Source organism: Formosimonas limnophila (assembly GCF_014652675.1).
GTDB classification, from domain to species: domain Bacteria; phylum Pseudomonadota; class Gammaproteobacteria; order Burkholderiales; family Burkholderiaceae; genus Hydromonas; species Hydromonas limnophila.
This window is the reverse complement of record NZ_BMZG01000005.1, coordinates 185,668-205,054: the sequence shown is the minus strand read 5'-3', so window position 1 is coordinate 205,054 and position 19,387 is coordinate 185,668. Positions and strand designations below refer to the sequence as shown.

At 48.5% G+C, this 19,387-nt stretch carries 17 protein-coding genes; 6 read left to right on the top strand and 11 right to left on the bottom strand.

All coding sequences use genetic code 11. The features are described 5' to 3' along the window. Positions 1-76: 76 nt before the first annotated feature. From IE082_RS06175 to IE082_RS06155, 5 genes are all read right to left on the bottom strand, one after another. A complete protein-coding gene (locus IE082_RS06175) occupies positions 77-865 on the bottom strand; it encodes a gamma-glutamyl-gamma-aminobutyrate hydrolase family protein (protein ID WP_189493026.1) in 789 nt (262 codons plus the stop codon). 151 nt (positions 866-1,016) lie between these two features. Further along, on the bottom strand, positions 1,017-1,862 hold the full coding sequence (gene fghA / locus IE082_RS06170; protein WP_189493024.1) for an S-formylglutathione hydrolase: 846 nt from the start codon (positions 1,860-1,862) through the stop codon (positions 1,017-1,019). An 11-nt stretch (positions 1,863-1,873) separates the two neighbouring features. Continuing rightward, positions 1,874-2,983, bottom strand: coding sequence for an S-(hydroxymethyl)glutathione dehydrogenase/class III alcohol dehydrogenase (locus tag IE082_RS06165; protein WP_189493022.1), 1,110 nt, complete (start codon positions 2,981-2,983; stop codon positions 1,874-1,876). A gap of 15 nt (positions 2,984-2,998) precedes the next feature. Further along, complete coding sequence (locus IE082_RS06160; protein ID WP_373295072.1) at positions 2,999-3,250, bottom strand: metal-sensing transcriptional repressor; 252 nt, start codon at positions 3,248-3,250, stop codon at positions 2,999-3,001. Positions 3,251-3,426: 176 nt separating this feature from the next. Further along, a complete protein-coding gene (locus tag IE082_RS06155) occupies positions 3,427-3,615 on the bottom strand; it encodes a hypothetical protein (RefSeq protein WP_189493017.1) in 189 nt (62 codons plus the stop codon). A gap of 864 nt (positions 3,616-4,479) precedes the next feature. On the opposite strand from IE082_RS06155, the gene IE082_RS06150 reads away from it, so the two are divergent. The 5 genes from IE082_RS06150 (at position 4,480) to msbA (ending at position 9,975) form a co-directional block, all read left to right on the top strand. Next, positions 4,480-5,013 carry a redoxin domain-containing protein gene (locus IE082_RS06150; RefSeq protein ID WP_189493015.1) on the top strand — a complete coding sequence of 178 codons (534 nt, stop codon included), beginning with the start codon at positions 4,480-4,482 and terminating at the stop codon, positions 5,011-5,013. 79 nt (positions 5,014-5,092) lie between these two features. Next, positions 5,093-5,812 (top strand): (d)CMP kinase, encoded by a 720-nt coding sequence (gene cmk / locus IE082_RS06145; RefSeq protein WP_189493013.1) that lies wholly within the window; start codon positions 5,093-5,095, stop codon positions 5,810-5,812. Positions 5,813-5,933: 121 nt separating this feature from the next. Beyond that, positions 5,934-7,628 carry a 30S ribosomal protein S1 gene (gene rpsA / locus IE082_RS06140; RefSeq protein ID WP_189493011.1) on the top strand — a complete coding sequence of 565 codons (1,695 nt, stop codon included), beginning with the start codon at positions 5,934-5,936 and terminating at the stop codon, positions 7,626-7,628. A gap of 141 nt (positions 7,629-7,769) precedes the next feature. Beyond that, the gene (locus IE082_RS06135) at positions 7,770-8,075 is read left to right on the top strand and encodes an integration host factor subunit beta (RefSeq protein ID WP_189493009.1); all 306 of its coding nucleotides are present in this window, start codon (positions 7,770-7,772) and stop codon (positions 8,073-8,075) included. Positions 8,076-8,208: 133 nt separating this feature from the next. Further along, positions 8,209-9,975 (top strand): lipid A export permease/ATP-binding protein MsbA, encoded by a 1,767-nt coding sequence (gene msbA / locus IE082_RS06130; protein ID WP_189493007.1) that lies wholly within the window; start codon positions 8,209-8,211, stop codon positions 9,973-9,975. Between the two features lie 162 nt (positions 9,976-10,137). Here the strand turns inward: msbA and secA are convergent, their stop codons facing one another. After that, positions 10,138-12,900, bottom strand: coding sequence for a preprotein translocase subunit SecA (secA, locus tag IE082_RS06125; RefSeq protein WP_189493005.1), 2,763 nt, complete (start codon positions 12,898-12,900; stop codon positions 10,138-10,140). A gap of 116 nt (positions 12,901-13,016) precedes the next feature. Here secA and IE082_RS06120 point away from each other — a divergent pair, with 116 nt between their 5' ends. Continuing rightward, positions 13,017-13,526, top strand: coding sequence for a hypothetical protein (locus tag IE082_RS06120; protein ID WP_189493003.1), 510 nt, complete (start codon positions 13,017-13,019; stop codon positions 13,524-13,526). 108 nt (positions 13,527-13,634) lie between these two features. Here the strand turns inward: IE082_RS06120 and lpxC are convergent, their stop codons facing one another. The 5 genes from lpxC to IE082_RS06095 all read right to left on the bottom strand — a co-directional run bounded on the left by lpxC (position 13,635) and on the right by IE082_RS06095 (position 19,387). Next, a complete protein-coding gene (gene lpxC, locus IE082_RS06115; protein WP_189493001.1) occupies positions 13,635-14,570 on the bottom strand; it encodes a UDP-3-O-acyl-N-acetylglucosamine deacetylase in 936 nt (311 codons plus the stop codon). A 240-nt stretch (positions 14,571-14,810) separates the two neighbouring features. Then, complete coding sequence (ftsZ, locus tag IE082_RS06110; RefSeq protein ID WP_373295070.1) at positions 14,811-16,097, bottom strand: cell division protein FtsZ; 1,287 nt, start codon at positions 16,095-16,097, stop codon at positions 14,811-14,813. 68 nt (positions 16,098-16,165) lie between these two features. Beyond that, positions 16,166-17,473 (bottom strand): cell division protein FtsA, encoded by a 1,308-nt coding sequence (ftsA, locus tag IE082_RS06105; protein WP_189492999.1) that lies wholly within the window; start codon positions 17,471-17,473, stop codon positions 16,166-16,168. Positions 17,474-17,479: 6 nt separating this feature from the next. After that, positions 17,480-18,409 (bottom strand): cell division protein FtsQ/DivIB, encoded by a 930-nt coding sequence (locus tag IE082_RS06100; RefSeq protein ID WP_189492997.1) that lies wholly within the window; start codon positions 18,407-18,409, stop codon positions 17,480-17,482. Positions 18,410-18,412: 3 nt separating this feature from the next. After that, on the bottom strand, positions 18,413-19,387 hold the full coding sequence (locus tag IE082_RS06095) for a D-alanine--D-alanine ligase (protein WP_308429011.1): 975 nt from the start codon (positions 19,385-19,387) through the stop codon (positions 18,413-18,415).

The window sequence follows — 19,387 nt, the reverse complement described above, 5'->3', positions numbered from 1 at the left end:
AATGCCTCAATAAAAAAGCCAAGCTTCTCGCTTGGCTTTTTTAATAACCGCTTAGTAGCGCCAACACATTCAAAAATCAACCACGCTGTGCCGCATACTGCCGAGCCGCATCACCAAAAGCTTTAAAAATTTTGGTGTAGACAGGGTTGTGTGCCGTCATCCACTCAGGATGCCACTGCACGCCGAGATTGAACTGGGCAAATGCTGGGTTACTCGCCGCTTCGACCAAGCCATCGGGTGCGTGCGCCAAGGCCGATAAACCTTGACCCAAGGTTTTGACCCCTTGTCCGTGCAATGAATTGACCATAAACTCAGTTTGTCCGATGACATCAGCCAACCAAGTGTTTGGTACGAGCGTTACTTTGTGATTCGGGCCATAGCATTCTTCTAATGACGCATCTGGGTCTTTTTCACGATGATCCATCATGCCCTCAGTGTCGTGCAATGCTTGATACAGGTCACCGCCATGAGCGATGTTGTACTCTTGCAAACCACGACAAACGCCAAAAAATGGCAGGCCTTTATTTAGCGCTTTAGGAATCAAGGCAATATTAAAATTATCACGATCCTTGTCTTGTGACTGATCTGGCGTGAGCCACTCTTGACCGTATAGTGTTGGATCAATATTCGTCGATGCACCCGATAAGAAGACGCCATCAACCAAATCAAGATAGGTATCAATCGCATCCGAGCCAAAGCAAGTTGGCACCATCAAAATATCACAATTTGAAACGGATACCAAAGGCACCAGATATTTTGTCCCCATCACTTGATAGTCTAAGCCATCGCGTTCGCGCGAACCTGTGGGAACGAGAATCAGTGGTTTGCGCATGGTCTTGCCAGAATGGTCTGTGTTATTACTCATAAAAATCACCCCTTTTTTTAGTGATAACACTTTAGGGGGGTTTTTGCCATAAGAGTAGAACCACTTTGTGGCGAGTGGGGCATACAGCTTGCTGCATTGCCATCAATCAGAGACATGACCTCACCCCAAAGCTGAGGCAATAGATTAACAATCAAGATGCTTGCATGATTTTCGCATGGTGTGCCACGTGATCCGCCACAAAGGTTTGAATGAACCAGTACGAATGGTCAAACCCAGCATGGCGTCGCAAATTAAGTCGTTGTCCAGACTGTGTCGCCGCTACCTCAAGTGCAGCGGGGTGAAGCTGGTTGTCGATGAATTGATCCGATAGTCCTTGGTCAATCAATATTTCGCTTGGGTGCGCGTGTTGCGCCATGAGTATGCTCGCGTCATATACTTGCCACGTGTCTCGGTCACTGCCCAAATAATGGCCAAAAGCTTTTTCGCCCCATGGCACAGCACATGGATTCGCGATCGGCGCAAACGCCGACACTGAGTGCCAACGCTCAGGATGGCGCAGTGCAGTCACGAGTGCGCCATGCCCACCCATGGAGTGACCAAAGATGCCGCGCTTATCATGACAGACAGGAAAATGCGTCTCAATAAGCTCAGGTAACTCTTGATTGATGTAACTGCCCATTCGGTAGTGGTTTGCCCACGGTGCTTGTGTTGCATCGAGATAAAATCCTGCGCCCACGCCAAAATCCCATGAGTCAGAATCTCCCGCAATATTCAAATCGCGCGGACTGGTATCGCACGCGACGAGGATTAACTCATGCTCAGCGGCATAGCGTTGTGCGCCCGCCTTAATCATGAAGGTTTCTTCGCTGCACGTGAGCCCTGCCAAAAAATACAACGCAGGCAGCGGCTTGTGTCGCGCAGCATCAGGGGCAAACACCGAAAAGCGCATGTTGGTTCTCGTCTCAGTCGAGGGGTGGGTATAAAATCCCATCGTGCCACCAAAGCAGGCATGGGTTGAGCGTGTGGTGAGGGTCATAAATGTCAACTTTAAAAGTGAATCACTGTGCGAATCGATTCGCCTTTATGCATTAATTCAAATGCTTCGTTGATGCGCTCTAACGGCATGGTGTGGGTGATGAATGGGTCAAGCTCAATTACGCCACTCATCGCGTCTTCAACCATTGTCGGCAACTCAGTACGACCACGAACACCACCAAATGCGCTGCCACGCCAGACACGACCAGTGACCAATTGAAATGGACGGGTGGAGATTTCTTGCCCTGCACCCGCAACGCCAATGATGATCGATTCACCCCAGCCTTTGTGGCAACACTCAAGTGCCGAGCGCATGACATTGACGTTGCCAATGCACTCAAAGCTAAAATCCACACCACCGTCAGTGAGCTCGACAATCACCTCTTGAATCGGTTTGTCATAGTCGTTGGGATTGATGCAATCAGTTGCCCCCATGGATTTGGCCAATTCAAATTTGGACGGGTTAATGTCGATGGCGATGATTCGAGCAGCCTTGGCTTGACGAGCCCCTTGAATCGCCGCCAAGCCAATGCCGCCCAATCCAAACACAGCCACCGTATCGCCCGCCTTAACTTTTGCTGTATTTTGCACCGCACCGATACCTGTCGTCACGCCGCAGCCAAGCAAACAGACTTTTTCTAAAGGGGCATCTGGGTTGATTTTCGCCAAAGAAATTTCAGCCACCACGGTGTACTCGCTGAACGTACTCGTGCCCATGTAGTGGTAAATCGGCTGACCTTGATACGAGAATCGTGTTGTTCCGTCGGGCATTAAGCCTTTGCCTTGGGTCCCGCGGATTTTTTGGCACAAATTGGTTTTACCTGACAGACAGAATTTACACTCGCCACACTCAGGCGTATAAAGCGGAATGACATGGTCGTCCGCTTTTAATGACGTCACACCCGCGCCAACCTCCACCACAATGCCGCCACCCTCGTGACCCAATACGGCAGGGAAAATACCCTCTGGGTCGTCACCGCTTAATGTAAACGCATCTGTATGGCAGACACCCGTGTGCGTGATACGCACCAGAACCTCGCCTGCTTGAGGCGGCGACACATCAATTTCGACGATTTGTAACGGTTGCCCTGCGGCAAACGCCACGGCTGCTCTTGATTTCATGGTGAACTCCAGTATTTATTTAAGGTACGTGCGAATCAATGTAACGGTATCGTTGATACTCGATTCGGTTGATTGGGTTACATCATCGTGTTGCATGGGCTGCGCCAAAGTCTCGCGCAAGTGGCTTTCCAAAACCTCCGCTATCATGCCATTGACCGCGCCGCGTAAAGCAGATAATTGTTGTCGGGCATAACTGCATGAGACACCACCTTCAATCGTGGCTTCTAAAACCTGTACTTGCCTACGAAAACGACACAAACGGGCAATGATTTTTTTTCAACGTCAGTATAAGGCATTCAACATCCCATTCAAAGTGGTTTCAAAGACCACAGCACAGACCACTGGAATATGCACTGCAATGCCCCTGAAACATCTCTCAACCCAGAGACACTGATTTGTTAGACTGAATGATTTCAAGCAAGGCTCTTAACTTGGTGAGTGCTTTATTTTTGGGTAATACAGGAAAGTATCGCCATGAGGAAAGCAAACTCTAAATGAGTCGCAACCAACGCGCCACTGTAGTGCACATCAACAATCACTTTGGGCGCAGCTTGAACCAGCCGATGCAACCGATCTCGAATAAACCAGCATCGAGAAGATGTTTTAACCTTGCCTGCAGACTTAGAAGCCATTGTAGCCGCGCCCCACCGAAGCAAAAATGCTGCGGATTGAAGGCCTCTCAATCGCTTTGATGGGGACAACCACTATGACGAGCACCCCGAGCGCATACCGGCCTTCCTTCACAAACAGCTTGCCTGATTAAATCCGTCAGCACGTGGTCGCCATGCCATGCCTCACAATGCCAAGAGCATGGCATGGCGAGCAAAAGCAACCACGCACTGACCCAATAAACCCGTCACCAGACGATTCTGGCAAGCGCAATACAAATCACATTAACCAGCAAAGCTTTGCGCTAAAATGTTGTCATCGTTGGTTTTTTGGGGGTATGACATGAAACATTTTTATCGCGGCTTAATAATAGCCGGCTGCTTATTCAGCGCAGGTGTATAAGCAAAAGCATTGAGCATCGGAGACGTCCTGCCGCCATCAACGATATGCCAAGATGATAAACTCACCCAACAAGAGGATTGGCAAAATGCGCTTAAGCTGTTGGTCTTTCTACCCGAACAAAGTGATTATGAGGGCATGATGAAATACGCCTTTGACCAATATTTCTTGAGTCAAAACGCTTTTAGCACATACGATCACAACCGCAACATCAAAGTTATTTATATGACAGGGTCACCGCCGTCTAACTTGTTATCTTGGCCTTATTCAAGTGGCTGCGAGGTGACGTCCAAGACAACGGACATACAAAAACTCAGCCAGCTCGTGGGCACACCACTACCCAAAAAAATCACAGTGACGCCACCGTGTTACTGCTCGATAAACGGGACATCGTTAGATAGCGCTCTGATAATTATCGTGCACAAGGCGAACAACTCAAACCATTAGAAAAAACCATCAAACAGCTACTCGGCGAGTCAGATTCCATTATGACGGGCACTCATGAGCAAAACCGTCCGAATGTCGGCGACCCCGCGCCTGACTTCACCCTCGAAAACGGCCGACGCCTGTCTGACCTGAAAGGCAAAACCGTGTTGATCACTTTTTATCCAGCAGCATTCAGCGGCATCATTCCAACCGCAGACCCCATCAGCAACGAAGCGGCAAAAACCGCATTGGAAACCAAGCAGCGTAGCATGATGATGTGTAGCATGCAGCTCACCAGCTTAGATGAAACACCATCAACCTCCACTCATACAATTGCCCCGACCATCGTCAAATTGGCCATCAGCAGCGCGGCACCGAAGCTTTTAAACGAATGGAAGAATCTGCTCAAAACCCACGACATCGACTACAGCATTTCACAGCGATATGGCAGCTATGATGCGGCACAAGGTTATAACAAACGAGCCGTATTCATCATAGACAAAAAAGGGAAAGTTGCTTTTGTGGATGACGATTACACAATGGATGATACTGAAAAAATAAAACAGGTGCTCCGAACCATCGACAAACAACCTTAATCAGGAGCAAAGAAAAAGGCAAAGTGCTTTTCGTCCGCATCATCTTATATAATGACGACTTCATTTCAAAGGAAGCGCCATGCCCAACGCCTATTATTCAACCGTTCCTGTCATTGCGATTGATGGGCCAACCGCCTCAGGTAAAGGGGCAGTTGCACAAGCTGTCGCAGCACATTTGGGCTTTCATTACCTAGACAGTGGCGCGCTGTATCGATTGGTGGCTTTGTTGGCATTGGACAATAACTGGCAGCAAAGCGACGAGCTGACAGCGGATAAAATCTCTGAATTGGTACACTGGGCCAACACATTAAACGCGGTGTTTGACGTCGAGCACGGCGGCGAATATATTTTGCTCAACAACATTGAGGTCTCTGCCCGTATCCGCGAAGAAGCCACAGGCAATATGGCCTCAAAAATCGCCGTTTGCCAACCGCTGCGTGCAGCGCTGCTACAGCGTCAGCGTGATTTCGCACAGTCACCCGGATTGGTTGCAGATGGCCGCGACATGGGCAGCGTGGTGTTTCCCAATGCCCCACTAAAAATCTTTCTCAACGCCGATGCAAGAGTTCGAGCAGAGAGACGCTATAAACAATTGATTGGTAAGGGATTTTCTGCTAACATGTCAGACCTTTTACACGATTTGCAGGCGCGCGATGCTCGTGATATGTCCAGAGCGCACGCACCTTTAAAACCTGTCGAGGGTGCATTCGTCCTCGATTCATCGAGCTTAACGCTCGATGAGACGGTAAAAGCCGTATTGGATTTATACGCGGCTGTGGCTGATTCGACGGCAGTTTGATATAAACCATTTTGTATTTAACGCCAGCGAATCTTTGTTTAACTCCATGCTTTGTGGGTTTTTGAGATGGCATTTCGCCGTCCGCCCAAACTGCATGCGTAACTTTAAGTGAACTTTATCAATGTCAACCATTGCAACCAACGAAAGCTTTGCAGCTTTATTTGAAGAATCATTAGCGCGCCAAGAAATGCGCGCAGGCGAAGTAATCACCGCCGAAATCGTCCGCATCGACCACAACTTCGTCGTCGTGAACGCGGGCTTGAAATCAGAAGCATTCATCCCAGTCGAAGAATTCCGCAACGACCATGGCGAACTCGAAGCCGAAATCGGTGACTTCGTCTCTGTGGCCATTGATGCGTTGGAAAATGGCTTTGGTGACACCGTTTTGTCGCGCGACCGCGCAAAACGTCTCTCAGCTTGGTTAGGTCTCGAAAAAGCTCTCGAATCAGGCGAGCTCGTCACAGGTACAGTGACTGGTAAAGTCAAAGGTGGTTTGACCGTTATGGCGAACAGCATTCGTGCGTTCTTGCCAGGTTCATTGCTCGATGTGCGCCCAGTGAAAGACATGACGCCATTTGAAGGCAAAACCATGGAATTCAAGGTCATCAAACTTGACCGCAAGCGCAACAACGTCGTTTTGAGCCGCCGCGCGGTTCTCGAAGTCACCATGGGCGCAGAACGTGCTAAATTGGCTGAGACTTTGAAAGAAGGCGAAGTGGTTAAAGGTATCGTTAAAAACATCACTGACTACGGCGCGTTCGTTGATTTGGGCGGCATCGATGGTCTGTTGCACATTACTGACTTGGCATGGCGTCGTGTGCGTCACCCATCAGAAGTATTGACGGTTGGCCAAGAAGTCGAAGCAAAGATCCTCAAATTCGATCAAGAAAAACACCGCGTTTCTCTGGGCATCAAACAATTGGGCGACGACCCATGGACTGGCTTGGCCAATCGCTACCCAGCGCACACACGTTTGTTCGGTAAAGTCACCAACATCACTGACTATGGTTCATTCGTTGAAATCGAACAAGGCATTGAAGGCTTGGTACACGTATCTGAAATGGACTGGACTAACAAAAACGTTGATCCTAAGAAACTCGTTACTTTGGGTCAAGAAGTCGAAGTTATGGTTCTGGAAATCGATGAATCAAAACGCCGCATTTCTTTGGGCATGAAGCAATGCAAAGCCAACCCATGGGATGATTTTGAAGCAAACTTCAAAAAAGGTGACAAAATCAAAGGCACCATCCGCTCTATCACTGACTTCGGCGTGTTCGTTGGCTTAGATGGCGGTATTGATGGTTTGGTTCACATGTCTGATTTGTCATGGAACGAAGCGCCAGACGCAGCCATCCGCAACTTCAAAAAAGGTCAAGAAGTCGAAGCCCTCATTTTGTCTATCGATGTGGACAAAGAGCGCATTTCTTTGGGCATCAAACAGCTCGAAGGCGACCCATTCATGAACTTTACATCAGTCAATGACAAAGGCAGTATCGTCACTGGTACTGTGAAGTCTGTTGAAGCCAAAGGTGTTGTGGTTGATTTGGGCGAAGAAATCGAAGCGTACTTACGTGCGTCAGAAATCTCTGTTGACCGCGTTGAAGACGCTGGCTCGCACTTCAAAGAAGGTGATTCAGTCGAAGCCGTGATTCTCAGTGTGGATCGTAAGAGCCGCTCAATTCAGTTGTCTATCAAAGCCAAAGATCAAGCAGCCACCAGTGCTGTGATGAGCAAAATGGCCGAAGACAATGGTTCTGCAGCGACTGGCACGACCAACTTGGGCGCATTGCTCAAAGCCAAATTAGAGCAAAACTAATTTGACACACCTCAGATGAGGTTGATTCACCCCTCATTTGTTTGCAACACTCTGTGCGAACCTTTTGTACAGAGTGTTTCGCCCAAAGCCTTGATTCATTCTCTAAGGTTTTGCGCCAAACACTCTCTTATGCACTACTCTATGACAAAATCCGAACTCATCAGTAACTTGGCTGCTCGCTTTCCGCAGCTCCTCGTGCGCGACGCCGAAATGGCCACCACAGCGATTCTTGAGGCCATCACACACACACTGGCCAGCCAACAGCGCGTGGAGATTCGTGGCTTTGGCAGCTTCTCTATCACTGAACGCCCTGGCCGCATTGGCCGCAACCCAAAAACGGGCGAACAGGTCATCGTCCCCGCCAAAAAGGCATCGCATTTTAAAGCGGGTAAAGACATGCGCGAGCGTGTTGACCAAATGCGTCACGCTTCTCCAAGCGAGGCTTGAGCACACACTCAACGGTACAATGGCGTTTGCTCAGCAAACGCCATTTTTTCATCCATCAGCTATATTGACCAGACACAAAAACAAATTCACCATCTATAATAAACACCTTATCAGCGACACAGACACCCCTTTCATGCAAAAACTCATTATCGAAAAGCTATTCAAAGCAGGTGATAACGCCAACTTTCATCGGCTGCTTCAATACTTCTTCTCTCACCGCCAACGTTTGCTGTATGCGTTGATAGGCATTTTGGGCGTCGCAGTCAGTACTGTATTTTTCAACAAACTCATTCAGGTACTCACCGACACAGGTTTTAATGGCCAAAATCCCGATTTGGTTTGGCAAGCACCTTTGGTGTTGATAACCATTTTTGCGGTCAATGGTGTGTGCTTGTACCTAACCTCTTACAATGTGGCTTGGGTATCAGCGCGCGTGGTCTCAGACATTCGTGGCTTAATGTTCGATCGCATGCTGCTTTTACCATCTCGATACAATCAGCAATACCCCAGCGCTCATGTGTTAAGCAAGTTCACGGTTGACGCGAACACAGCCGTTAATTTAACCAGCGAAGTTTTCATTACGCTGGTTCGCGACACATTGGTTTCGATTGCCTTGGTGTGCATGCTGCTGTATTTTAACTGGCAGCTCACCCTCATCATCACCATCATTTTCCCGATTCTCGCGATTTTATCGCGAAAATATAAAGCAAAAATGCGCGCCATCAATCAAGAGTCTCACCGCATCAACCTTGATTTGTCTCACAGCATCCAAGAGACCTACGAAGCACATAAAGTGGTGAAGTTGTTTTCAGGACAAGCATTAGAACAAAATCGTTTCAAAAAAATAACCAGCGATTTACTCCACTACGCCAAAAAGTCAGCTCGCGCCTCGTCTGCCAATGCTCCTATTACGCAGTTCATCGCTGCCTTTGCGCTCTCCATCGTGATGTTTTTCGCCATGTACCAAAGTGCCGACGGCCTAACCACAGCGGGTGGCTTCATCAGCTTCATGCTGGTTATGATACAACTCATCCCACCACTAAAAAACCTATCCAACGTCAGCAACCCCAAACAACGCATGCTGATTGCTGCAGACCACGTATTTGGCTTCATTGATGAACAGGCCGAAAAGGACACTGGAATGCAACGAATTGAGCATGCTAAAGGCGCTATTCAGTTTCATCAAGTTTCACTACAGTACGACGCCCAAAGTGCCCCTGCCCTCAACGACTTCACACTCAATATCCATGCCGGCGAGAAAATTGCGTTGGTTGGCCGCTCAGGCAGCGGTAAAACTTCATTGATTAACCTCATTCCACGTTTCCTGGAGCCTACCTCAGGCCTAATCAGCTTAGATGGCTTTTCACTCGCCGACATTCAGTTGAGCAGCTTACGCAAACAACTCGCCTTGGTGTCACAAGATGTGACATTGTTCAATCAAAGCCTGTACAGCAATGTCGTTTACGGCACAGACAACGTTACCGATGAGCAAGTCGAACAAGCCTTGCGCGCTGCCAATCTATGGGAGTTTGTCCAGAGTCAACCCGAACACTGGCACATCAACATCGGCAACAATGGTAACAAGCTGTCAGGTGGTCAACGCCAGCGTGTCGCCATCGCGCGAGCCATCCTCAAAAATGCTCCTGTTTTGATTCTCGACGAAGCCACCAGCGCGCTGGACAATGAGTCCGAACGTTTGGTGCAGCAAGCCTTAGAACGACTCATGCAGAACCGTACCACCATTATGATTGCCCATCGCTTGTCCACGATTGAAAAAGCCGATCGCATCATTGTCATGGATCATGGCCGCATCGTCGAGAGCGGTACGCACCATGAGTTACTCGCGTTACGCGGCACTTATGCCCAGCTACACCACCATCCAGAGACTTTACTGGAATAAACTAACTACGGAAGCGGTCACAACCTTTACTTTATCGTTTGATTCTTACATTTTATAATTAGAACATTTCTACACAAATAAGACCACCCGATTTTTACCAAAGCACCAACAGCAAAAAAGCGACTGAATCATCAGTCGCTTTTTTTTGCTACATCACGTCTCTTAGGCCAAGCGCCCGTGACATTGCTTGTACTTCTTACCACTACCGCATGGACATGGATCGTTGCGTCCCACACGTGGTAACTCACCACCATCTTCGCTGAAGGTACTGGCGAGCAGCTGTTGCTCGAACTCATTGTCCGGCATGTCACCGCTTGCTTCATCGTGCTGATAATTCAAGTGTGAGCGAACCGATTCCTCATGATTGAGAATGCTTTGCTCGGCTTCCTCAACCTGCTCCTGCGCTTGAATCTGAACATTCATGAGCAAGCTGGTCACTGATTGCTTAATGCGATCGAGCATCAGGCTGAACAACTCAAATGCCTCACGTTTGTACTCTTGCTTTGGGTTCTTCTGAGCATAACCACGCAAATGAATGCCTTGGCGCAGGTGATCCAATGCGGCTAAATGTTCGCGCCATTGGTTGTCGATATTCTGCAGCATGAGGACACGTTCGAAATTATGGAATGCTTCTTCACCCACCATGTCAATCTTCGCTTGATATACCTGCGCAGCTTGGGATTGAATGTGCGCAATCAAGTCCTCATCAGTGGCGGTGCTGTTCTCCTTAAGCCACTGAACAACATCGACATCCAACGAATAGTCATCACGCAAAACACGCGTCAACTCAGTCATCTGCCATTGCTCTTCCATCGCGCCTTCAGGAATGTAGTTACGAATCTGTTCACGCAGCACGTCATCACGCATAGCGGTGACTGTCTCAGACACATGGCCGTCATCAATCAACTCATTGCGCTGTGCATAAATCACACGACGCTGATCATTCGCCACATCATCATACTCGAGCAATTGCTTGCGGGTATCAAAGTTACGGGCTTCGACTTTTCGCTGCGCTGACTCAATCGAGCGGGACACCATGCCTGATTCGATGGCCTCGCCTTGAGGAATCTTCAACCTGTCCATAATCGATTTGAGACGCTCACCCGCAAAAATACGCAGCAGCGCGTCGTCCATCGACAGATAAAAACGTGATGAACCTGGATCGCCCTGACGGCCAGCGCGACCACGCAATTGGTTATCAATGCGGCGCGACTCATGGCGTTCCGTACCAATAATGTGCAAACCACCAGCTGCGAGCACTTCATCGTGCAGCTGCTGCCACTCGTCTTTCAACTGTTTGATTTGAGCTTGCTTTTCCTCGTCACTCAAAGACTCATCGGCCAAGATGAATTCAGACTGTTTCTCAACATTACCACCGAGCACAATGTCTGTACCACGCCCCGCCATGTTGGTGGCGATGGTGATTGTGCCTGGACGACCCGCTTGAGCGACGATTTGCGCCTCCCGTTCGTGCTGTTTGGCATTGAGGACGCTGTGCGGGATATTTTGCTGATTCAGTAAACCTGACAACAACTCAGAGGTTTCAATCGATGCCGTACCGACCAAAGCAGGTTGACCACGTTTGACGCAGTCTTTGATGTCGTCAATCACCGCGTTGTACTTTTCACCTTCCGAGCGATAAATCAAGTCCTGCATGTCTTTGCGTTGAACTTTACGATGCGTTGGGATGACGACAGTTTCTAGGCCGTAGATTTGTTGGAATTCATAGGCTTCTGTATCCGCCGTACCTGTCATACCGCCGAGTTTTTCGTACATGCGGAAGTAGTTTTGGAACGTGATAGATGCCAAAGTCACTGATTCAGACTGAATCTCCACACCTTCTTTGGCCTCTACTGCTTGGTGCAAGCCTTCTGACCAACGGCGGCCCGACATTAGACGACCAGTGAATTCATCCACAATCACGATTTCACCGTCTTGCACCACATATTCTTTGTCTTTGGTGAACAACGTGTGTGCGCGCAGCGCAGCAAACAAATAGTGCACCAATGTGATATTCTGAGGGTCGTACAAACTCGCACCCGCTGGCAACATGCCCATTTGCTCTAAAATCTGTTCGACTTTTTCATGACCTGCTTCTGACAGATGAATTTGCTTGGCTTTTTCGTCGACGTAGTAATCACCTTCAGGCTCAGGTTCACCGTTTTTAGGCTCAGTCGTCTGCGGGGTAAGCATGGCTGGAACCAAATTAAGTTTTTGATACAACTCCGTGTTGTCGTCCGACGGGCCTGAGATAATCAACGGAGTGCGCGCCTCGTCAATCAAAATTGAGTCTACCTCATCAACAATCGCGTAGTGCAAGGGGCGTTGAACGCGCTCATCTTTTTGATAAACCAAATTGTCGCGCAGGTAGTCAAAGCCAAATTCGTTGTTCGTGCCGTAAGTGATATCAGCTTGATACGCAATGATTTTTTCATCGTGCTTCATGCCTGACAGATTAACGCCGACCGACAAGCCAAGGAAGTTGTATAGCTTGCCCATCCACTGGGCATCACGACGAGCCAAATAGTCATTCACCGTGACAACGTGAACGCCTTTGCCTGTGATGGCATTGAGATAGACCGCCAATGTACCCATGAGGGTTTTACCTTCACCCGTGCGCATTTCTGCGATTTTTCCCTGATGCAGCACCATACCACCGATGAGTTGCACATCGAAGTGACGCATGCCCAAGGCGCGTTTCGCAGCCTCGCGTACCACAGCAAATGCCTCCACCAGCATAGAATCAATTGACTCACCATTTTGGTAACGCTGTTGGAACTCGATGGTTTTTTGGCAAAGCTCATCATCCGTGTATGCTGCTACTGTTTCTTCAGACTGACTCACCTTTTTGACCACTTTGCGATACTCTTTGAGTAAACGGTCGTTACGTGAACCGAAAATCGCTTTTAAAATCCCACTCGCCATGATTGTTTTTATCCTAAAATGAGCACACAACGGCTCTGTACAATAATTATTGTCAAACACCGCATTTTACCACGTCACCCCGAAAACACACACGAAAAGCTGAAAAACCACGCTTCATGGCCACAAAACTACGCTCAAGCCCCTACAAAAACGCCAGCTTGCCCCTCAAAGGCCAGTGGCGCGTACACGACGCTTGGCACAGCACACCCCACTTGGCACATGCACTGCCACGATTAGAGCAAAATGCCCGGCTCACCCACGCGCTCATGCAACTGATGCCTGATACGCTAAAAACGGGCTGGAAAGCTTATTTAAGTGAGGAAATACTCACGCTCAAAGTGCCGCACAACGCGCTGGCCACACGGATTAAGCAGATGCTGCCCTTGTTGCAAGATGGCTTACGAATGACTGGGTGGTGTGTAAATCATATAGTGGTTAAGGTTAGCCATTTCAACCAGCCAGTTTGGTTAAGAAGCGAAAAAAACGCCGAAAAAACCACCAAACCTATTCAACCGCGCATTCTGACGCCTTTGTCAGCCTCCTGTATTTCTGACACGATAGGCCATTTACCAGAAGACTCGCCACTGCGTGATGCCTTGCTGAGACTACTCAAAACCCACCGATAACTGTCTAATAAGCCGCAATAGCAAAAAAGCAAACCAGAGGGTTTGCTTTTTGGTTCAGCGTTCATTCCACCAAAGACAGAACGCTTTAACGCTTTATTAGTGAACTACTCACATCCATGCCTGATTGTGTGTTTGCCCCAGTGCATAATTTGGCGCGCTGGCAGCATCATCAAAGGTGACGATTTCATAGCACTCTTTATCAGCGATCACCGCACGAAGGAGTTGGTTGTTCAGTGCATGACCTGACTTGAAAGCACTGTATGAGCCGAGAATCGGATAACCAACCACATACAAGTCACCAATGGCGTCAAGGATTTTATGTTTAACAAACTCATCACCATAACGCAATCCTTCAGGGTTAAGGATTTTGTATTCATCCAGAACAATCGCATTAGACAGACTACCTCCTTGGGCCAAACCGACGCCACGCAAGGCCTCGACATCTTGAATGAAACCAAAAGTTCGAGCGCGTGAAATGTGTTTCACGAAAGCATCTTCAACAAAATCAATTTCAAACTGATTGCCTGTTCCATCAATCGCAGGATGATCAAAATCAATATCAAATCGCGCCTTAAAACCAAAGTATGGGTCAAGTCGTGCAGTTTTATCACCATCAGATACCGACACGGACTGTTTGATCCGTAGGAATTGACGCAAAGCTGATTGCTCCACCAAGCCAACCGACATAATCAAATACACAAAGCTGGTGGCACTGCCATCCATGATAGGAATCTCTGGGGCATTCACCTCAACAAAGGCATTGTCCACACCAAGCCCCGCTAAAGCCGACATTAAATGCTCAATTGTCAGCACACGCACCTCGGGATTGTCAGCGTGCGAAATAGTTGTGGCCATACGCGTGTCAGTGACCGCTTGTGCCGTTGCTTTAATTCCCAATGTGGCATCCACGTCGACACGACGAAACACAATACCAGTATCCACAGGTGCAGGTTTTAGGTGCAACACAACTTTTCGACCAGAGTGCATGCCAATGCCTGTGGTTTTGACATCGCTGGCGAGGGTTTTTTGAAAAAGGGCCGTCATGGGGAACAATCGTAGAAAATAGAGAAGTGCGTGAACTTAAAGAATCTTACTATACCAAAAAAACATCAAAAGCACCGAATCAAGCTCACTGCTCAATTGATTCAAACATCACAGAAAACCCCCGTCGCATAAACGACGGGGGCAAAAGGGGGGCACGCGCTGTGTACGCGTGTTTTCTTTCAAACAAAGCACTCATCAACCGAAGGTTGATACCGCAACCTTCGGTTGAGCTAACCAACTTTAGTCTGCTTGGCGGCGCAAAAATGCTGGGACGTCGAGGTCAGAAAAGTCCTCACCGTTGACCACTTTTGGCATGGCTTGTTCACGTTGGCGGCGCATGAATGTCGGCTCTGACAACTCATCATAGTTACCGAATGTTTGCACAGTGCCACGTCGTGTTTCCACATCCATTTCTGGGTGCTGATTCATCACAGGCATGGATTCAACATAGCGTTCAACAGGCTCAACTGCTTGTGCCGAAGCAGCAGATGATGAGTTGTACGAAGGGGTAGATGCAGCACCCGCATTCACACGCACACCTGAGCCTTGGCCATTGCCCGTACTGTCAGCATAACGCGTACCACCCAAGCCTGTTGCCACCACCGTGACACGCAATTTGTCATTGAGTGACTCATCGTAAACAAAACCGTAGATGATGGTCGCGTCTTCTGACGCGCTTTGACGAATGATGTTGACCACTTCTTTGGTTTCACGCGATTTCAAGGTTTCGCGAGTTGCCGAAATGTTGATTAAGATACCACGCGCACCTGACAAATTCACACCGTCGAGTAATGGGCTGGCGATGGCTTCTTCAGCCGCAATGCGTGCACGCTCAGGGCCTGACGCAATGGCTGTACCCATCATGGCACGGCCTTGTTCACCCATGACCGTTTTTACATCGTTAAAGTCGACGTTGATGTGGCCGTCTACGTTGATGATTTCGGCAATCCCTGCAACCGCATTGTTCAATACATCATCAGCAGCTTGGAATGCTTCATCCATACCGATATCGTCGCCCAACACCTCTTCGAGCTTGTCGTTTAACACAACAATCAGCGAATCAACATGTTGCTCTAATGCACGCAAACCTTCGTCAGCGATACGCATGCGCCGTGGGCCTTCAAACTCAAAAGGCTTGGACACGACGGCCACGGTCAAAATGCCCATTTGTTTGGCCACTTCAGCAATCACTGGCGCAGCACCTGTACCCGTACCCCCACCCATACCTGCAGTGATGAATACCATGTGTGCATCGCGCAACAAATCAGCAATGCGTTCGCGATTTTCTTCAGCAGCCGCACGACCCACTTCAGGCTTCGCACCCGCACCAAGCCCACTTTCACCAAGCTGCAATTTATGCAAAACCGTAGATTTTTTAAGAACTTGCGCATCGGTATTTGCGCAAATGAATTCGACACCTGAGACACCTCTTGTGATCATGTGTTGTACAGCATTGCCGCCTGCACCACCCACACCCACCACTTTAATGACTGTGCCCTCTGGTTTTTCGTTGAGCATTTCGAACATAATATTTCCCCTTTTTTAAACACACAGTTAACTACTTAAAAATATAAAACCCATTGTTGTGAAGCTTTTTAAAACGTCTTCACAAACCATTCTTTCATCTTGAACCAAATCGATTGCTCTGAACCATCGTTGACATTAATACGTGTCGTAGGCGCATTTGATGTACTGTATGAAGCACTGCTCACGCTGTTTCGCTGGCGCGTAGCACCCATAACCTCGCCTTTTTGTTTACGAGCTTCCATGAGCAAACCCACCACAGTGGCATAACGTGGATTACACACAATGTCAGACAAATTACCGTCATACATTGGCTGAGCAATTCGCACAGGCTTCATAAAAACCTCTTCAGCCAATTCAGTCATACCTGGGAGTAAACTCGTACCACCCGTCAGCACAACACCAGAAGCAATGAGGTGATCAAACCCTGCTTCGGTTAAATTTCGTTGCACCAGCGAGAACAGCTCTTCCACACGCGGCTCAATCACTGCTGCGAGTGACTGACGTTTTACGCGACGCGCAACACGATCGCCCACGCCAGGAATCTCTATCACCGAGTCAGGTGGGACCATCATTTGTTTGGTGACACCATAACGCAGTTTTAGCTCCTCAGCCTCGACAGTCGGTGTTCGCAATGCCATCGCAATATCATTAGTCACTTGGTCACCAGCAATTGGAATCACAGCCGTGTGACGAATAGCACCATCAATGAATACTGCAATATCTGTTGTACCTCCGCCAATATCGACCAATGCAACACCAATATCTCGCTCATCTTGCGTCAATACTGCCATGCTTGATGCAAGAGGCTGTAACACCAACTCGTTGACCTCCAAGCCACATCGCCGAATGCACTTAACAATATTTTGCGCCGCAGAAACAGAGCCTGTAATGATGTGAACTTTGACCTCCAAACGCATCCCCGTCATGCCAATCGGATTGCGGATGTCGTCTTGGTCATTCACCTTAAACTGCTGCGGTAGAACATGCAAAATCTGCTGATCTGCTGGAATACTCACAGCACGAGCGGTTTCTAACACACGGTCAATGTCCACCTGTGTAATCTCGGTGTCTTTAACCGCCACCATGCCACTCGAATTAAAACTATGGATGTGACTGCCTGCAATCCCCGTGCACACACTGCGTACAGAGAATCCAGCACGCAGTTCAGCCTCTTCAATCGCATATTGAATCGTCTGAATGGTCTCTTCGATATTGACCACCATGCCTTTTTTCATACCACGCGACGGATGGTGGCCAATGCCAATCACATTAAACGCATTACCAGGCAAAACCTCCGCAATCATCGCGACAACTTTGGACGTGCCAATGTCGAGTGCAACGATTAGATCTTTGCCTTCTTCACTCTTTGTGTTCATCTTTTTTCACCTGTTTTCTTTACTTCGGGTTGTGTCGCTTTTGTCGCCACCACGGGGTTTTTTCACGACTTCTTTGGTCGTTTTTTTGGTCACTGACTTTGACGTTTTGACCACACTTTTTGCATCTGTTTTTGTTTCGCTTTCGGACAGCAATTGCTTATTAATTTCTGCACCATTACTCACACGGTGAAGTGACTCAGAGCGCATGGCAAAGCCATTTGGGTAGCGTAAATCAATATAACCATGGCTCTCATTCTCACTGATGTTGTCCAGAACAAACTTAGCAGACTGCTGTAAACGGCGCACTCGCTCCTCTAAAACCGTTGGCGTATCTTCTCGACCAAACTCAATTTCTAAGCCATTGCTCAGTACCACGCGCCAACTATAGCGCTCAGACAAAGATAGCTTACTCATCGTCAAGCCCATCGGCTTGAGCCATTCCGTAAATTTCGGAATGAAATCAGCCACCAGCTTAGACGCTTCGGCGGGTCCTTCTGTGATGAGTAACTTACTTTTTTGCGCACCACTGACATTGGCCTCAAACACCTGTCCATCACTGCTTAAAAAACCACCCGCTTGCCATACAGCAACAGGCTTGTAAGCTTCGATACTCACTTCAATCTCATGCGGCCAGACACGACGAATCGATGTACTTTTGACCCATGAAATGTCTTTCAAGCTTGATTCAACCGAATTCAAATCCATCGAAAAAAACCCACCCGCCAAACCATCAGTCAAATGCTTATTCATCAAACCATGCAAACGCGCCTCATCAAGCTGCTCAACATCGCCAACAAAACGAAACTGATTAATCGCAAAATATGGTTGTTGGAGCACCCACGCCAGCCCGGCAAAAACAAGCAACGCCGCCGCAACGCGCCATAAGGCCCGAGCCACCTTTTGCATTAATCCGATGTCATGCCAAATACTGAACAAGGCTCAATCCTTCACCGGGCGCTGAACATGTAGCCGTGCATCACACAAAATTCTCACCACTAACTCTTCATACGAAATTCCAAACGTACGTGCTGCCATCGGCACAAGCGAGTGGTCTGTCATGCCAGGTGACGTGTTCATCTCTAACAAATACGGCTTGTTGTCCGAGGTACGCAGCAGAACATCACCTCGCCCCCAACCTGAGCAGCCCAGCGCACGATACGCGTCTGAAATCATACGCTGAATCTCGATCGTCAACTCTGGTGATACTTGAGCAGGGCAGTCGTACACGGTGTCGTTTCCGTTGTATTTATTGTGAAAATTGTAATCGCCTGATGGCGCTTTGATTTCCACAATCGGTAAGCTCAACGTATCAACACCACTGCCCAACACCGCACAAGTTAACTCGCGCCCCTCAATGCACTGCTCAATTAAAGCATGCGTATCGTACCTCCACGCTAATTCACAAGCCGCTTTCAGCTCATTCGCACTGTTTACTTTGCCTGCGCCAAGCGATGAGCCTTCATGTGGTGGTTTAACAAACATCGGTAAACCAAGCTCTGCAACAATTTCATCAGTGACCGCATCCACATCCGCACCGCGAGGTAACACGCGATACAGAGGTGTGGCCAAACCACTTTGCAACCAAACTTGTTTGGTACGCACTTTATTCATTGCCAACGCACTGGCGAGCACACCACTGCCTGTGTACGGAATGCCGAGTAACTCCAATGCGCCTTGTAATGTGCCGTCCTCACCAAACCGACCATGCAAGGCGATGAACGCGCGATCGAATCCTTCAGTTTTTAAATCAAAAACACTTTTGTCCTGCGTATCAAATAAATGAGCATCAATACCTTGCGCCATCAATGCCGCATGCACCATCGTGCCTGACTTGATTGATACTTCGCGCTCAGCTGACACACCGCCGTACAGCACCGCAACTTTGCCCAAATCTTTTTTCTCTACTGTCATCAT

What these genes read in the sequence shown, in the direction of transcription:
- IE082_RS06175 (WP_189493026.1), bottom strand. Translation starts at nt 865, where the DNA reads ATGAGTAATAACACAGACCATTCTGGCAAGACCATGCGCAAACCACTG.
- fghA (WP_189493024.1), bottom strand. Translation starts at nt 1,862, where the DNA reads ATGACCCTCACCACACGCTCAACCCATGCCTGCTTTGGTGGCACGATG.
- IE082_RS06165 (WP_189493022.1), bottom strand. Translation starts at nt 2,983, where the DNA reads ATGAAATCAAGAGCAGCCGTGGCGTTTGCCGCAGGGCAACCGTTACAA.
- IE082_RS06155 (WP_189493017.1), bottom strand. Translation starts at nt 3,615, where the DNA reads ATGGCTTCTAAGTCTGCAGGCAAGGTTAAAACATCTTCTCGATGCTGG.
- IE082_RS06150 (WP_189493015.1), top strand. Translation starts at nt 4,480, where the DNA reads ATGACGGGCACTCATGAGCAAAACCGTCCGAATGTCGGCGACCCCGCG.
- cmk (WP_189493013.1), top strand. Translation starts at nt 5,093, where the DNA reads ATGCCCAACGCCTATTATTCAACCGTTCCTGTCATTGCGATTGATGGG.
- rpsA (WP_189493011.1), top strand. Translation starts at nt 5,934, where the DNA reads ATGTCAACCATTGCAACCAACGAAAGCTTTGCAGCTTTATTTGAAGAA.
- IE082_RS06135 (WP_189493009.1), top strand. Translation starts at nt 7,770, where the DNA reads ATGACAAAATCCGAACTCATCAGTAACTTGGCTGCTCGCTTTCCGCAG.
- msbA (WP_189493007.1), top strand. Translation starts at nt 8,209, where the DNA reads ATGCAAAAACTCATTATCGAAAAGCTATTCAAAGCAGGTGATAACGCC.
- secA (WP_189493005.1), bottom strand. Translation starts at nt 12,900, where the DNA reads ATGGCGAGTGGGATTTTAAAAGCGATTTTCGGTTCACGTAACGACCGT.
- IE082_RS06120 (WP_189493003.1), top strand. Translation starts at nt 13,017, where the DNA reads ATGGCCACAAAACTACGCTCAAGCCCCTACAAAAACGCCAGCTTGCCC.
- lpxC (WP_189493001.1), bottom strand. Translation starts at nt 14,570, where the DNA reads ATGACGGCCCTTTTTCAAAAAACCCTCGCCAGCGATGTCAAAACCACA.
- ftsZ (WP_373295070.1), bottom strand. Translation starts at nt 16,097, where the DNA reads ATGTTCGAAATGCTCAACGAAAAACCAGAGGGCACAGTCATTAAAGTG.
- ftsA (WP_189492999.1), bottom strand. Translation starts at nt 17,473, where the DNA reads ATGAACACAAAGAGTGAAGAAGGCAAAGATCTAATCGTTGCACTCGAC.
- IE082_RS06095 (WP_308429011.1), bottom strand. Translation starts at nt 19,387, where the DNA reads ATGATGACAGTAGAGAAAAAAGATTTGGGCAAAGTTGCGGTGCTGTAC.